Origin of the sequence: Oligella ureolytica DSM 18253, assembly GCF_000373745.1 — a bacterium.
Classification (GTDB): domain Bacteria; phylum Pseudomonadota; class Gammaproteobacteria; order Burkholderiales; family Burkholderiaceae_B; genus Oligella; species Oligella ureolytica.
Genome location: NZ_KB892324.1, coordinates 18,719 through 33,624, shown reverse-complemented (window position 1 = coordinate 33,624; position 14,906 = coordinate 18,719). Strand labels below are relative to the sequence as shown.

At 45.8% G+C, this 14,906-nt stretch carries 13 protein-coding genes and 1 pseudogene; 10 read left to right on the top strand and 4 right to left on the bottom strand.

The features are described from left to right. Positions 1-5: 5 nt before the first annotated feature. From B092_RS0110195 to B092_RS0110185, 3 genes are all read right to left on the bottom strand, one after another. Complete coding sequence (locus tag B092_RS0110195; protein WP_018575138.1) at positions 6-2,204, bottom strand: primosomal protein N'; 2,199 nt, start codon at positions 2,202-2,204, stop codon at positions 6-8. 90 nt (positions 2,205-2,294) lie between these two features. Then, entirely contained in the window at positions 2,295-3,365 is a 1,071-nt protein-coding gene (hemE, locus tag B092_RS0110190; RefSeq protein WP_018575137.1) for a uroporphyrinogen decarboxylase, read from the bottom strand. 158 nt (positions 3,366-3,523) lie between these two features. Next, complete coding sequence (locus tag B092_RS0110185) at positions 3,524-4,348, bottom strand: hypothetical protein (RefSeq protein ID WP_018575136.1); 825 nt, start codon at positions 4,346-4,348, stop codon at positions 3,524-3,526. A gap of 511 nt (positions 4,349-4,859) precedes the next feature. Between B092_RS0110185 and B092_RS0110175 the strand changes: the two genes are divergently transcribed. After that, a complete protein-coding gene (locus tag B092_RS0110175; RefSeq protein ID WP_018575134.1) occupies positions 4,860-6,446 on the top strand; it encodes a DEAD/DEAH box helicase in 1,587 nt (528 codons plus the stop codon). A 138-nt stretch (positions 6,447-6,584) separates the two neighbouring features. Continuing rightward, a pseudogene (locus tag B092_RS16145) lies at positions 6,585-6,764 on the top strand (IS1634 family transposase); the annotation flags it as partial. A 9-nt stretch (positions 6,765-6,773) separates the two neighbouring features. On the opposite strand, the gene B092_RS15460 reads toward B092_RS16145, so the two are convergent. Further along, positions 6,774-6,911 (bottom strand): hypothetical protein, encoded by a 138-nt coding sequence (locus B092_RS15460; protein WP_018575133.1) that lies wholly within the window; start codon positions 6,909-6,911, stop codon positions 6,774-6,776. A 435-nt stretch (positions 6,912-7,346) separates the two neighbouring features. Between B092_RS15460 and B092_RS0110165 the strand changes: the two genes are divergently transcribed. The 8 genes from B092_RS0110165 (at position 7,347) to trpC (ending at position 14,906) form a co-directional block, all read left to right on the top strand. Then, a complete protein-coding gene (locus tag B092_RS0110165) occupies positions 7,347-7,712 on the top strand; it encodes a pyrimidine dimer DNA glycosylase/endonuclease V (RefSeq protein ID WP_026253727.1) in 366 nt (121 codons plus the stop codon). Between the two features lie 120 nt (positions 7,713-7,832). Continuing rightward, entirely contained in the window at positions 7,833-9,023 is a 1,191-nt protein-coding gene (prpF, locus tag B092_RS0110160; RefSeq protein ID WP_018575131.1) for a 2-methylaconitate cis-trans isomerase PrpF, read from the top strand. Positions 9,024-9,060: 37 nt separating this feature from the next. After that, positions 9,061-9,765 carry a ribulose-phosphate 3-epimerase gene (rpe, locus tag B092_RS0110155; RefSeq protein ID WP_018575130.1) on the top strand — a complete coding sequence of 235 codons (705 nt, stop codon included), beginning with the start codon at positions 9,061-9,063 and terminating at the stop codon, positions 9,763-9,765. A gap of 1 nt (position 9,766) precedes the next feature. After that, positions 9,767-10,480: a phosphoglycolate phosphatase gene (locus tag B092_RS0110150; RefSeq protein WP_018575129.1), complete on the top strand. Its 714-nt coding sequence runs from the start codon at positions 9,767-9,769 to the stop codon at positions 10,478-10,480. A gap of 375 nt (positions 10,481-10,855) precedes the next feature. Beyond that, entirely contained in the window at positions 10,856-12,379 is a 1,524-nt protein-coding gene (gene trpE / locus B092_RS0110145; protein ID WP_018575128.1) for an anthranilate synthase component I, read from the top strand. Between the two features lie 25 nt (positions 12,380-12,404). Beyond that, on the top strand, positions 12,405-12,980 hold the full coding sequence (locus B092_RS0110140; RefSeq protein WP_018575127.1) for an anthranilate synthase component II: 576 nt from the start codon (positions 12,405-12,407) through the stop codon (positions 12,978-12,980). Between the two features lie 61 nt (positions 12,981-13,041). Further along, positions 13,042-14,082 carry an anthranilate phosphoribosyltransferase gene (trpD, locus tag B092_RS0110135; protein WP_018575126.1) on the top strand — a complete coding sequence of 347 codons (1,041 nt, stop codon included), beginning with the start codon at positions 13,042-13,044 and terminating at the stop codon, positions 14,080-14,082. 23 nt (positions 14,083-14,105) lie between these two features. Continuing rightward, entirely contained in the window at positions 14,106-14,906 is an 801-nt protein-coding gene (gene trpC / locus B092_RS0110130) for an indole-3-glycerol phosphate synthase TrpC (RefSeq protein WP_018575125.1), read from the top strand.

Genomic DNA, 14,906 nt, shown 5'->3' with positions numbered 1-14,906 from the left:
CTCAATCAAATCTCTAAAGGGTCTACCTCAATGACGTATTGGACCCTATGTTTTTTAGCAATCGCGGGAATAAACTCCTGCCAAATAGGCAAGAAGTGCTGCAACCTTGCTCGCGACTGTGACTCCAAGAGTAACTGTGCACGTTCGACATGAAACACCCTCACAATGCGTAGAGGGACCGGATCATAAAAACGTACCCCGTGCCTTGCCTCAGCCAACGCTTGCTGATTCGATTCGCCAGAGCTCCCTGCCTGATTGACTAAGGTCTTAATCTCTTCTAAAAAAGCCAAGCAATTGACAATATCCCTGCCGGTCGCAGTCACTAAGGTCTGAAAAGAAAAAGGCGGCAATGCTGCTATCCGTCGTTCTTGCAAACAATGCTCAGCAAAGAGCTCATAATCCTGCAGTCTAAGAGCATGGAAGAGCGGATGATCGACTTCATTACTTTGTAGAATCACCTTGCCTCCCGGCAAATGTCGTCCCGCTCTACCCGCCACCTGCAATAACTGCGCAAACAATCGCTCTGACGATCGAAAATCATGACTGTATAAACCGCTATCCGCATTTAAAATGCAGACCAAATTGAGGTTTCTAAAATCATGCCCTTTTGACACCATCTGCGTGCCGATGAGAATATCAACCTCTCCCTCGTGAACCAGGTTAAACAACTCCTCCGCCTGCCCCTTACGCTTGGTACTATCCGCATCAATGCGTTGAATGCGCGCGTTAGGGAACTGCTGCGCTAAATATTCCTCAACCTTTTGTGTACCTCGTCCCAAGGGCTGAATATCAAGGTTACCGCAATCCGGACAGGCTCTGGGTGGACGGCTTTGCAAACCACAATGATGACACTGCAAACCGTAGACATTAGGTCCATTAGGACCTTTCGCTAGGCGATGCATCACCATAAAAGCCGAACAGCGCGTACACTCACTATTCCAAGCACATGAAGGGCAATGCAAAACCGGCGCAAAGCCACGTCTATTAATAAAAACCAAGGCTTGCTGACCTCGCTCAAGACAATGAGCAATCTCATCAAGCATGGGCTGGCTAATCCCTTCCACTAACCTTTCTTTGCGAATATCAATCAACTCAAAGGTCGGTTTAAACGCGGTCGCACCGACACGCTCCGTCAAGGTGCAAAGGTCATACTTACCCTCTTTGGCATGATGCCAAGTTTCTAAAGACGGCGTTGCCGAACCGAGAACCACCGGGATATTTAACTGATGAGCACGCCATACAGCCAAATCTCTTGCTGAATAGCGCAACATATCCAACTGCTTGTAAGAAGGATCATGCTCTTCATCAATCACAATCAAACCTAAATTTTGTACAGGCGCAAAAATAGCCATCCGAGTACCCAGAATGATATTGGATTGCTGAGTCTGTATTGCCACCCAAGCTGCAAGACGCTCGCCATCTGAGAGACTACTATGCATAACCGCTATTTCCTCGTTAGGGAAACGCTCTTGAAACTTACGTTGCAACTGTGGGCTCAGGTTAATCTCCGGCACCAACACCATCACCTGCTTACCCTCTGCCATCACTTGTTCGGCTGCATGCAAGTAAACCTCTGTTTTGCCACTGCCGGTTACGCCATGCAGTAACACGGTGCGATAACCTTCAATTTGGGTGATATGGTCTAAAGCCTGCTGCTGCTCCTTAGATAATTGAGGGCGCACGGCCGATTCTTGAAACGGCCCAACAACTCCCTTGTCTGGCGCAGTAAGGTCAACTTTTACACCCACACCTTGAGATTGATTCTTGGCTAGTTTAGCTGCTTTAGCCGCCGCTTTAGCTGCTTTTTTAGCTGCATTAGCTCGTCTTGTTAATAAGCGATTGACCGGACTACCTGAAGCGGCTGTACTGGTATATGCCTTTGGATTGCGTAACGGCTTTGGCATGCTTGGTAGCAGTACCTCCCCCAAAGGGCGCTGATAATAAGTACCGGCAAAACCACCAAACTCGATCCAATCGGTAGGCATAGGTGGCAAGTCATCGTACACTTCCAGCACCTCCCTGATTGCAGACTCCTCGTACGCAGGCTCTGACGGCTTTTCTATGATTAGACCAATGAGTTCTTTAGTGGCAAAAGGGACGCGTACACGCTGACCGATTAAGGCTTCCATACCCTCGGGCAAACGGTAATCAAATAAATCACCTAAAGGTAAAGCTAAGGCTACTCGCACCCAAGGCTGCCGCATAAAGAATACTCTCCAGTCAAAACGAGCCCACTAATCCGAAGAAAAATGGGCTCTAAGATCTATTTCTACTAATAGAAATAGCAATACGAATTACTTATGGTACTGCTTACTGTAATTGTGCACCTCATCAACTAACACGGCGACCTGTTCCGGATTAGTAAATTGAGAAATACCGTGACCCAAGTTAAATACGTGGCCACCCGCGCCAACATGACCGAAATCATCGATCACACGACGAGCTTCTTGTCGTAAGCTCTCCTCAGTACCAAACAAGGCCATCGGATCAATATTGCCCTGCAAGGCAACCTTATCGCCGGTTACCTGACGGGCGCGCGCTAAACTCATCGTCCAATCTAAACCGACTGCATCTGCACCGGTATTAGCAATTTGGTCGATCCATAAACCACCGCCTTTGGTAAAGGCGATAACGGGGATATCTTCACCCTCGTGCTGACGCGTCAACTCATCAATGACCTTTTGAGTGTAAGCTAAGGAGAATTGCTGGAATAAACCATCAGGCAAGACGCCACCCCAGCTATCAAAAATCATCACTGCTTGGGCACCGGCCTTAATCTGCTCATTTAGATAAATAGCCGTCGCATTCGCTGTAATTTCAAGGATTTGTTTGAGCAAATCAGGACGTTGGTACATCATCGTCTTAATCTTAAGATACTCACGAGTGGAACCACCCTCGACCATATAGCAAGCTACAGTCCATGGGCTGCCGGCAAAACCGATTAGAGGCACCTTGCCGCCCAACTCCTTACGGATTAGGGTAACTGCATCAAACACATAACGCAGCTTTTCCATATCAGGTACCTGAATCTCAGCAACACGCTCTTCGCTATCCACAGGCTTAGCAAAACGGGGCCCCTCACCCGTAATGAACTCCAAATCAAGGCCCATGGCATCAGGGATTAATAGAATATCAGCAAATAAAATGGAAGCATCCAAATCAAAACGACGGATTGGCTGCAATGTCACCTCACAAGCATACTCGGGGTTAGTAGCTAGCCCCATGAATGAACCTGCTGTAGCACGACATTCACGATACTCCGGCAGATAACGCCCGGCCTGACGCATCAACCATAATGGCGTATAGGGAACTGGTTCACGCTTTAAAGCACGTAAGAAAACATCATTTTGTAAGGTAGGAAACATTAAACCTCCGGTAACGATAAGACGGAGCAGCGGCGAGAGGTGCTAAACGCTCGAGCACCTCCAAATAAACCTTGAACTTCATTGGCTTTTCTGCTACTAAATTTATTTTTTAATGCCAAATTATAAACGACTGCCCTTGTTTAAACAAACCGATTTGATCAAAGCTCCGGACGAAACTCTTCTGCATCAATCTTGTGTTTACGCATCAGCTCCCAAAATGAGCGCCTATTTTTTTTAGCTAGTATCGCTGCTTGAGCAATATTGCCGTTAGTTGAACGCAGCATATAGCTCAAATAGCCGTGCTCAAAACGATCAACCACATTTTGCTTAGCTTCCTTAAAACTCTCAGCAAAATAAACCGCTTGGCTGTCGCTAAAAGCAAAGGCATAATGACCTGTTTGCTGCTCGACATCACGCAACAAACCCTCAAAAAACTCCCGCTTAGGCTCATGCTGCGGAAAATAGGACATGGCCGTGGCAGACGAGCTTTGTCTTGGAGGATCAACCACCTCAGATTCAGTAGGCAGTCTTAACAGCGGTTTATTTACTGAAGCAAATAGACGCACTCTTAATTCATCGTGATCAACCGGTGAGTGCATAAAATCACTTAGGCCTAATCGCATTAAATCAATCATAGCCACTGACTGCACACCCGTAGCAAGCGCAATCATTGGACAAAAGCCCTTGTTCAATTCCTCAGCGCAATGCAAATAAAACAAAAAACGCCTGGCTAAACTTAAAGTCTCTGTACTAAGAATAAAAACAGCCACATCATAGCGTAAAAGCTGCATCAGTAAAAACTGCCGATCATCTTCTCTAAACAATAACTCATCAGAAATCATCAACCGTTCAGATAAATCAAGCTCATGACATCTTAAACGCCGATGCTTAAGCTTGTGTTGAACCTCACTAAGTTGAGTCACTGCGCCAGGATCAAGTTGCTGCCCAAAATGCAAAATAGCACAATCAAGCACCTGCTTCATAACATACCCTCATTAAGCCAATCCCACATACCAAATGAATTAATCAGCTTAAAGAAAAATCGCGCTTTAAAACATACCCTTAAATACGTACAAAACGAAAAGACGATTCGGGTGACTAGCAACCAAGCCTTATTGACCACCCTTTCATGACAAGCCACAAAGACAGATCCCAAACCATAAAACAACAGTTCCATCGAAAAAACCTAACATCGTCAAAAAAACCAAGAGAATCCCTTGACTCTCAGGAAAAACCCTATATAATTGATAGTCTTATCTGTAAAGCTCGACATTCATTTACTGACGTCGCAAGTCTCTACATCACCCATACATATCTATGGGTCAAAGCACATCGCAACAAAAGATTTAGCAAAGTTCAATCAGACAATTGCGATTATTTTAATTATAAACAAATCGTTTTTGTATATTATCGCTCCTACCCCTGACGTAGTTCCACCATGCGTTGATCCGGTCGGCTCGATATAAACCGACACGAGATTTATTAGGAAAAACTATGTCATTCGAATCATTAGGATTGGCACCAGTATTACTGGAAGCCTTAAATAAAGCTGGCTTCACTCAACCCACCGAAGTACAAGCAAAAGCGATTCCTGCCGCGCTTGAAGGCAAGGATCTGATTGTTAGCGCACAAACAGGCAGTGGTAAAACAGCCGCCTTTACATTGCCCGCATTACACCGCATGGCGACCACGCCTGCCGGTAAGCAACAAAGTGTGCGCTTATTAGTTTTGACACCAACACGCGAATTAGCAATGCAAGTTGCTGATGCGACTAAACAGTACAGTTCAGGCATGAGAGGCATTCGCGTCGCTACTGTTGTTGGTGGTATGCCTTATGGTCCACAAATCAACGCTCTTAAGCGTCGCGTTGATGTATTGGTAGCAACTCCAGGTCGTCTTATCGACCATCTCAATGCGGGTCGAGTTGATCTAAGCAACATCGAAACCTTAGTCCTTGATGAAGCGGATCGCATGCTTGATATGGGCTTCTTAGACGACATGAAAGAAATCGTAGCGCATACGCCTGACGCTCGTCAGACCCTTATGTTCTCTGCTACGTTCGAGAAAACCTTGGCGAATTTAGCCGCCAGCATGCTTAAAGACTCTTTACGCATTGACGTGGCCAACCAAACACAACGTCACGAGAATATCGAGCAGTCTCTACTTTACGCTGACAATGCAGGCCACAAGTTCCGCTTACTTGAGCATATTTTAGATAATGAGCCCGTATATCAAGCCATCGTATTTACCGCGACCAAACGCAGTGCTGACGATTTAGCTGAACGCTTAAAAGATAACGACTACAAAGCCGCTGCATTACACGGCGACATGAATCAGCGCCAGCGTACGCGCACTATTACCCAACTGCAAAATGGTAAATTACATGTATTAGTAGCAACCGATGTTGCTGCTCGCGGCATTGATGTACAAGGCATTAGCCACGCTATTAACTTTGACTTGCCGATGCAAGCTGAAGACTACGTCCACCGCATTGGTCGTACCGGTCGTGCTGGGCGCGATGGTCGTGCTTATAGCTTCGCCACGTTTGCTGAAAACTTTAAAGTAAAGAAAATTGAGCGTTTTACCGGTCAAACCATTGAGGTTGAAACTATCGATGGCTTAGAGCCTGTTCGTCAAAGCAGCAAGCCTAAAAACACCTCTTCTAATAACCGTCGTCGCAAAGCCGGTAATGGCGCTAAACGTCACAGTGGTGCTCGTCAAGATCGCAACTTCGAGCAACGCAGCGACAGTGCACCACGCAACGAAAGCCGTGGCAGACGTTCTGACTTCGAGCGCTTAGACAACGACTTTGCTCGCCCTGAAGGCAAGATCGAGACTCGTTCTCGCCGTTATGAAGAGCGTGCAGACCGCCAAGAGCGCCCGCGCTACCGTCAAGAAGGTCAACCGGGACGCCAACAACGCGCCTCCCAATCGTCGCAGCGCTCACGCAATCGCGACCAAGAATCAGCTCCTGCCACCGCTCACCAAGATGGAGTTCGCCCAAGCCGCAAGCTTCGCAAAGATAGCAAATCGCTAATCGAACGAGTTAACCGTGCGGTAACAGAGCGTATGTCATACTAAAGTTCAGCTGACGCTATCAGGCGCAGCAACAATCACATAGACTAAATACCGGATGCAGCCTCAGGACTGCGCCGGTATTTTTTTCATATCTTCGTCACTTTTCTCTCGGATCACCCGATCATCCCTTATAAATCAATAATGTTGGCGCATTACGGCCAGCTCTGGCAGATAGAGAAAGCCTTCCGGATGCCCAAGATCGACCTGCGCATTCGTCCAATATACCATCGCTTAGAAAAGCGAATTCATGCCCATATCTGCTTAGTCTTTAGCGCCTACAGTATTTACAAGACCCTGGAGATAGCGCTTTACCAAGAGAAGCCTTACTGCTTACACTTCAAACTCTTTTAAGACCCTCGATACCTTATCTACAAACGTCAAAATATCCTGCTTCGTATCAAATCGTCCAATCCCAATACGAATTGCGCTATTAATACGTTCAAAGCTTAAGCCAAGGGCTTTTAACACATAAAATAAAACCTTGTATCTCAAGCCGATTATCGGCTGACATTAAAAAGTTCTTAACTCTCTCGTATTCCGACTGTAGGAACCTTTCAGATGACTTCTTAGTTGCGATGGAGTTAGGCAAAATAATAAAGTAGTAAATAGGTTGTCTTGGCCTGTTTCATATGAATACTGCCATTCTTCATTTTTTAACATCGAACTTAGAATAGAGCAAATTTCGTTAGTCTTAAACTATCCCACTAGCACCAGAAGGATAACTTTAATGATACCAGCATGAAGACGTACCTTATCCAGACTTTAGTTTAGAAAATGATAATATTTAATATAAGCATTGAAATTCAACAATAACCCTCATCACAGCTTATCCCCCTTTAAGAACGCTAAAACAATAGCGTACAATATATCCCCTCTCAATTGTTCCCTGACAAAAATCAAACCATGACCCGAATTAACTGCATTCCAGTCGAAGAGCTCAGCGGCCCTCACCTAGTGGCCGAATATCGCGAGTTACCTCGAGTATTTGCTCTCGCAGAAAAAGCTGCACAACGCAAAAGTTTTGAGCAACCTGAAAGATATACCTTGGGTAAAGGCCATATGTTATTTTTTTATACTCGCCTTGGCTATTTAGTTAAACGTCATGCTGAGCTCATTCAAGAAATGAAAAGGCGTAACTACAATCCTTCCTTTAATGGTGTACAGCGTGAAGATTTTCCAAATATTCCAGATCACTTTTGGAAGGACTGGGTGCCAACCGCAGAAGCTCAAGCCATCAATCGCCAACGTATCAAGGAGCGTAGTAAGTAGCTCATTGCAAACGTAATCAAATCCGGCATAGTGAGCAAAACACCAGCGGAAATTTTTATGCAAAAGCACTATAATCATTCAGGTAAATAAAACTTAAAAACAACTGACATGGAGATGAATATGACTTACGCCGCACAGATTAAAATCCCTGCCACATATATGCGTGGAGGCACTAGCAAGGGAGTATTTTTCAGCCTAACTGATTTACCCGATGCGGCTCAACAAGCGGGCCCTGCGCGAGATGCCATATTAAAACGTGTGATTGGCAGTCCAGACCCTTATGCCAAGCAGATAGACGGCATGGGTGGCGCCACCTCATCAACCTCCAAGACAGTAATCATCAGCAAAAGCAGCATTGCCGATCATGATGTAGATTATTTATTTGGTCAAGTCGGCATCAATAACGACTTCGTTGATTGGAGCGGTAATTGCGGCAACCTCAGCTCTGCCGTTGGACCCTTTGCGATTCATGCCGGACTGATTGACCCTGCTAAAATTCCCGACAATGGCATTTGTACGATCAAAATCTGGCAAGTTAATATTCAAAAAACAATTATCGCCCACGTACCCATCACCAACGGGCAAGTACAGGAAACGGGTGATTTTGAATTAGATGGCGTAACCTTCCCGGCCGCTGAAATTGTGATTGAATTTATCGATCCTTCAGATGACGATGGCGACAAAGGTGCGACCATGTTTCCCACCGGCAACTTAGTCGATGAGCTGGAGGTTCCCGGCATTGGCACCTTCCCGGCAACCATGCTTAGCGCCGGGATTCCGACTATTTTCTTAAACGCAGATGATTTAGGTTATCAGGGCACTGAATTACAAGACGATATCAATGGCAATCCTGAGGCCCTCGAACGTTTTGAAAAAATTAGAGCCTACGGTGCTAAAGCAATGGGTCTCATCAAAGACGTTCAAGAAGCAAAAGATCGCCAGCACACACCTAAAATAGCGTTTGTCGCTCCCAGAAAAGACTACACCACATCGAGTGGCAAAGAAATCACAGCCGACACCATTGATTTGCATGTACGTGCGCTATCGATGGGTCAGTTACACCACGCCATGATGGGCACTGCTGCTGTTGCTATTGCCGCCGCTGCTGCTATTCCGGGCACCTTGGTAAACCAAGCGGCAGGTGGCGGTGATCGCCAGAGCGTTACTTTTGGCCACCCATCAGGCACCTTACGCGTCGGCGCAGAAGCGGTACTGGACAATGGGCAATGGCAAGTTAAAAAAGCCATTATGAGTCGCAGCGCCCGTATATTAATGAGTGGCTGGGTTCATATACCCAGCGACTGCTTTTAAACTTTTCAACACATTCTACAAATAAAAGGCATCAACTATGAATAAGCTTCCTGCCATCATTGCTCCCAGTATTTTATCAGCTGACTTTGCTCGCTTAGGCGAAGAGGTTAAGCAAGTCATCGCTGATGGCGCTGATTGGATTCACTTCGATGTAATGGACAATCACTATGTACCGAACCTCACAATTGGACCCTTGGTCTGTGAAGCTATTCGTCCACACACTGATGCCATGATTGATGTACATCTGATGGTTGAGCCTGTTGATAGCATTATTCCACTATTTGCAAAAGCGGGGGCTGATATGATCACTTTCCACCCCGAGGCTTCAAAGCATGTCGACCGCTCATTAAACTTAATTCGCGAACTTGGTTGCCAAGCCGGTTTAGTACTAAACCCTGCGACCAGTTTAAGCGTATTGGATTACGTGATGGACAAAATAGATATGGTCTTATTAATGTCTGTTAACCCGGGCTTTGGCGGGCAAAAGTTCATTCCGTCAACCATGGACAAAATCACCCAACTTCGCCAACGCATTGATGATTGGGTTGCCGCTGGCGGACAGCCTATCCGCTTAGAGGTTGATGGCGGCATCAAAGCGGACAATATCGGCGCTATTCGTGCTGCTGGGGCAGACACCTTTGTCGCCGGCTCAGCTATTTTCGGATCGGACAATTACCAAACAGTGATCCAGCAAATGCGTAAAGAAATTGATTTGGCAGATGGTAAATTAATCAATACTTAGTATGACGAAAGAAACTACCCCACTTATCGACACGGTGCTATTTGATTTAGATGGCACGTTAATTGACAGCATGCCCGAGCTCGCCTATTGCGCTAATCAATGTCTAGCGGAGATGGGTCGCCCCACCCTCCCTATTGAAACGCTTAGCACCTTTGTTGGTAAGGGCTTAGAACGTCTTATTATTCGATTCCTAGCTAATGACATTAATGCCAAGACAGTAGCGCCTGATCTTTTACAAGAAGCTAAAGAGGTATTTAGTCGCCATTATCATGCCAACAACGGCCTCTTTAGCGAGCTCTATCCGACAGTCACCGAGGCTTTAGAGCAACTCAAGACAGAGCGTTATAAACTCGCCGTTGTCACCAATAAAGCGATTGAGTTCACCCTACCCTTGCTGGATAAAAAAGGGATCAGCCATTACTTTGATGCGATCATTGGTGGTGACTCGTGTGAGCACAAAAAACCTCACCCGGCACCCGTTTTATTAGCTTTAGAAAAGCTTAGCAGCACGGCTGACACGGCGGTACTTATCGGCGATTCACTAAATGATGCACAAGCCGCCAACGCTGCCGGCCTACCTTGCCTGGTCGTACCTTATGGCTACAACGAGGGTCAAACTATTAACCAACCTGAGCCCGGTGCTCTGGTAGACGATATGCATATGGCAATTAATTGGATTCATGCTGAAAACACAAAAAGGAAGAACAACAATTAAGCAGCTTTTGTTTAAAAATCAAACGCTGTCATACTTTCTTCATAAATCTGTGTTACCATTTTCGTTAATCGCAATATTTTGTCCTTAGACAAGCCTATTTTCACTATGATGCAATTTAATCCTATCGCTTATGCTTATAACAACATCGCCTATTACTGGCGCTGGTGGCTGCTGCGTGCTGGGTTAATCGCGTTCTGAGGCTGCGTCATTTAGAGTTATAAGTTCAAGTTAAACAACTCATTCTGACAACAAGCCACACATTACAAACTAACGTATTAAACCCGGTACATCCTACATGACCGGGTTTTTTTACATTTAAAGCAAAGTGCACTAACTCCCGGTCAATTAAAAAACCATTACATGAGAGTAAATAAAATGACTGAAATAGAATTCAACGCATTAAAAGCCCAAGGCTACAATCGCATACCTCTAATGCAGGAGACCTACGCTGACCTAGACACTACCTTAGGCATTTATTTAAAACTTGCTCATAACGATAAAAATGGCGGAAAAATGACTTGCTTACTCGAGTCCGTCGTGGGCGGTGAGCGTTCTGGGCGTTACTCCTTTATTGGTTTACCGGCACGTACAGTCATTCGCAGCAAAGACACAACCACTGAGTTAATTACGGATGGTCAGGTCGTAGAAACTCACGAAGGCGACCCTTTTGAGTTTATCCGCAACTACATGGATCGTTTTAAGGTCGCTAATCGCCCGGGGGTTCCACGTTTTACCGGTGGCTTAGCAGGCTATATCGGCTACGATGCAGTACGCCATATGGAACCCAGCTTAGGCCCGGCAGTTAAGCCATTTCCACACGGTCAAGGTGAAGGCACTCCGGATATCATGTTGATGCATATCGATGAAGCAGTCATCGTCGACAACGTGATTGGGCGCACCTACTTATTAGTTTATGCTGACCCTTCCGAAAGTGACAGCTACTCCAAAGGCAAAAAGCGATTGTTAGAACTTCGTCGTATGCTTCGCCAACCAGTGGCTATTCCATACAGCTTAGCCAGTTTAGTCACAGAAGAAGAGCGCACTTTTGCCAAAGAGGACTTTTTAGCTGCTGTTATTAAAGCAAAAGAACGCATCGCCGCAGGCGATTTGATGCAAGTCCAAATCGGTCAAGTAATCAATAAGTCTTTCCGTGATTCACCACTCTCTTTATATCGCTCGTTACGCTCCCTCAACCCATCACCGTTTATGTACTACTACAATTTCGGTGAGTTCCATGTTGTTGGTTCATCGCCGGAGATTTTAGTACGCCAGGAGCACGTCCTAAACACTGAAGGTAAAGAGGAAACAGAAGTCACTATCCGCCCATTAGCAGGTACCCGTCCTCGCGGCAAAACGCCGGAAGAAGACAAGGCGTTAGCCACAGAGCTACAAAATGATCCTAAAGAAATTGCCGAGCATGTGATGTTAATCGACTTAGCTCGTAATGATATTGGTCGCGTATCAAAAACCGGTACGGTGGAAGTCACTGAGCAGATGACTGTAGAAAATTACTCTCACGTCATGCATCTTGTCTCAAATGTCAAGGGAGTTTTGAAAGACGACTTGGATGCGCTTGACGTACTGCGAGCCACCTTCCCTGCCGGCACATTAACCGGAGCACCCAAGGTCCAGGCGATGAAGCTAATTGATGAGCTGGAACCGGTACGTCGTGGTATTTACGGTGGTGCTGTAGGCTACTTTAGCTACAATGGCTCAATGGACATGGCCATTGCTATTCGTACTGCAGTCATCAAAGACGGCATGCTTTACGTACAAGCCGCGGCCGGTATCGTCGCTGACTCCATCCCGGAAAACGAATGGTTAGAGACAGAGCACAAAGCACGTGCCGTATTACGTGCAGCAGAGCAGGTTCAATACGGCCTCGATCAACCGATTTAATCAGAACTTAGTAAGGAAAATAATAATGACTAAGCTTTTTATGCTCGACAATTACGATTCTTTTACCTATAACATCGTGCAATATTTTGGTGAACTCGGTGCTGAGGTGATTGTTGCTCGCAATGACGAAATCAGCATTGAAGAAATTGAAGCAATGGATCCCGATCTGATTTGCGTCTCTCCCGGTCCGTGTACGCCTGCTGAAGCCGGCATTTCGATTGAAGTAATTAAGCATTTTGCCGGCAAAATACCCATTTTGGGGGTTTGTTTAGGCCACCAATCAATCGGTGCGGCTTTTGGAGGTCATGTCATTCGCGCCAAGCAATTAATGCATGGCAAAACTTCGACTATCACCCATCACGGCACCGATATATTTACTGATATCCCTTCGCCGTACACGGTGACTCGCTATCATTCTTTAGCCATTGAGCGTGACACACTGCCCGAATGTTTAGAGATCACAGCAGAAACAGACGATGGTGAAATCATGGCCGTTGCACACAAGGAACTGCCTGTTTTCGGTGTGCAATTCCATCCTGAATCCGTGCTTAGTGACTATGGTCACGAGTTATTTAATAATTTTTTAAAATACGCTAAATAATAGTAATAAGCCGGTATAGCTATGTTTTTTCTTAGATCCAGCTACCGTGCGGAGTAATCAAATGAAAATTTCTTATCAAGAAGCCCTAACACGTCTTATCGAGCATCGTGAAATATTCGAAGACGAGATGGTCGACCTGATGCGCAATCTTATGCAAGGTGAGATGCCACCGGAAATCGCTGCTGCTTTTTTAATGGGGCTGCGTGTCAAAAAAGAAACGGTGGATGAAATCACCGCCGCCGCCCGAGTCATGCGTGAATTCAGCAAAACTGTGACTTTAGAAAAACCGGAAGAAGCCCTCGATATGTGCGGTACTGGTGGCGATGGCAGTAATACCTTTAACATTTCCACGACAGCGATGTTTGTCGCGGCAGCCGCCGGTGTGCCGATTGCCAAACATGGCAATCGTAGTGCCTCCAGTCCTGCCGGTAGCGCCGATGGTTTAGAAGCGCTTGGCGCTTTTGTGGAAACACCGCCTGAACGTGTTGCTGAGAGCATAACAAACACCGGCATTGGTTTTATGTTTGCGCCTTATCACCACAGCAGCATGAAAAACGTCTCCGCGGTACGCAAACTCCTTGGTGTCCGTACCATGTTTAATATTCTTGGCCCTTTGACTAACCCTGCCAGTGCCGGTAACCAACTGATGGGCGTTTTTCACCCCGACTTAGTTGGTATTCAAGTACGTGTATTGAAGCAACTTGGTTCTAATCACGTACTCATCGTTCACGGCTTAGATGGCATGGACGAAGCCACGCTTGGAGCAACCACACTGGTCGGTGAGCTCAAAGACGGTGAGGTCACCGAATATGAAATTCACCCTGAAGACTTTGGTATGCAAATGGTTTCTAATCGTAGCTACCGCGTAACAAATAAAGAAGAATCCAGAGATATTATCCTTAGCGTCCTAAAAAACGAAGCGGGTCCGGCCTTGGATGTTGTTATTTTAAATGCAGGTCTTGCCATTTATGCCGGCAATAAAGCTGACACAATCAAAGAGGGTATTGAGATTGCTCGAGAGCTTTTAGCTAGCGGTGCGGCTTTCAACACAATGCAGAAATTCTGTGAATTTAGCCAAACGCTAAAACCACAATTGTCATAGTTAATAGAAGTAATGGAGGGATAATGGACAATATCTTATTAAAAATTCTTGATGTAAAAAGAGAAGAAGTTGCTGAGCTCAAAAAAATACGCAGCAGCAATGACCTTCTAAGAGAGGCTGAGGCCCGTCAAGATACTCGAGGCTTTGCCAATGCACTCAAAGAGCGTATTGATGCCAAACAAAATGCAGTCATTGCAGAAATCAAAAAAGCATCACCTTCTAAGGGAATTATCAGAGAAGATTTTGAACCTGATGCACTTGCAATGAGCTACGCGACAGGAGGCGCAGCCTGCCTGTCAGTACTGACCGAAACACAGTTTTTCCAAGGTTCTCATGACTTCTTACGTCGTGCACGTGCTGCTTGCTCTTTACCCGTACTTTGTAAAGACTTTATGGTCAACCCTTATCAAATCTATCGCGCTCGTGCCTTCGGTGCCGATTGCATCTTATTGATCGTAGCGGCTTTAGATGATAAGGAATTGCATGACTTTGAGCAAATTGCCACTGAACTTAAAATGGACGTGTTGGTTGAGGTCCATGATGAAAAAGAAATGGAACGCGCACTCAAGCTTAAATCACCTTTAATCGGTGTTAATAATCGTGACCTCCGCAGCTTTGAAACAGACATTCACAACACCATTCGCCTCAAAGATATGGTGTCTGAAGAGCAAAACCGTCTCCTTATTACAGAGAGCGGCATTTTGCACAAAGATGACGTCAAGCTCATGAATGATAATGATATCTACGGTTTCCTTATCGGTGAGGCCTTTATGCGTCAAGAGGATCCGGGTCAGGCGCTCGCGACCATGATGGCTCAAGACTAA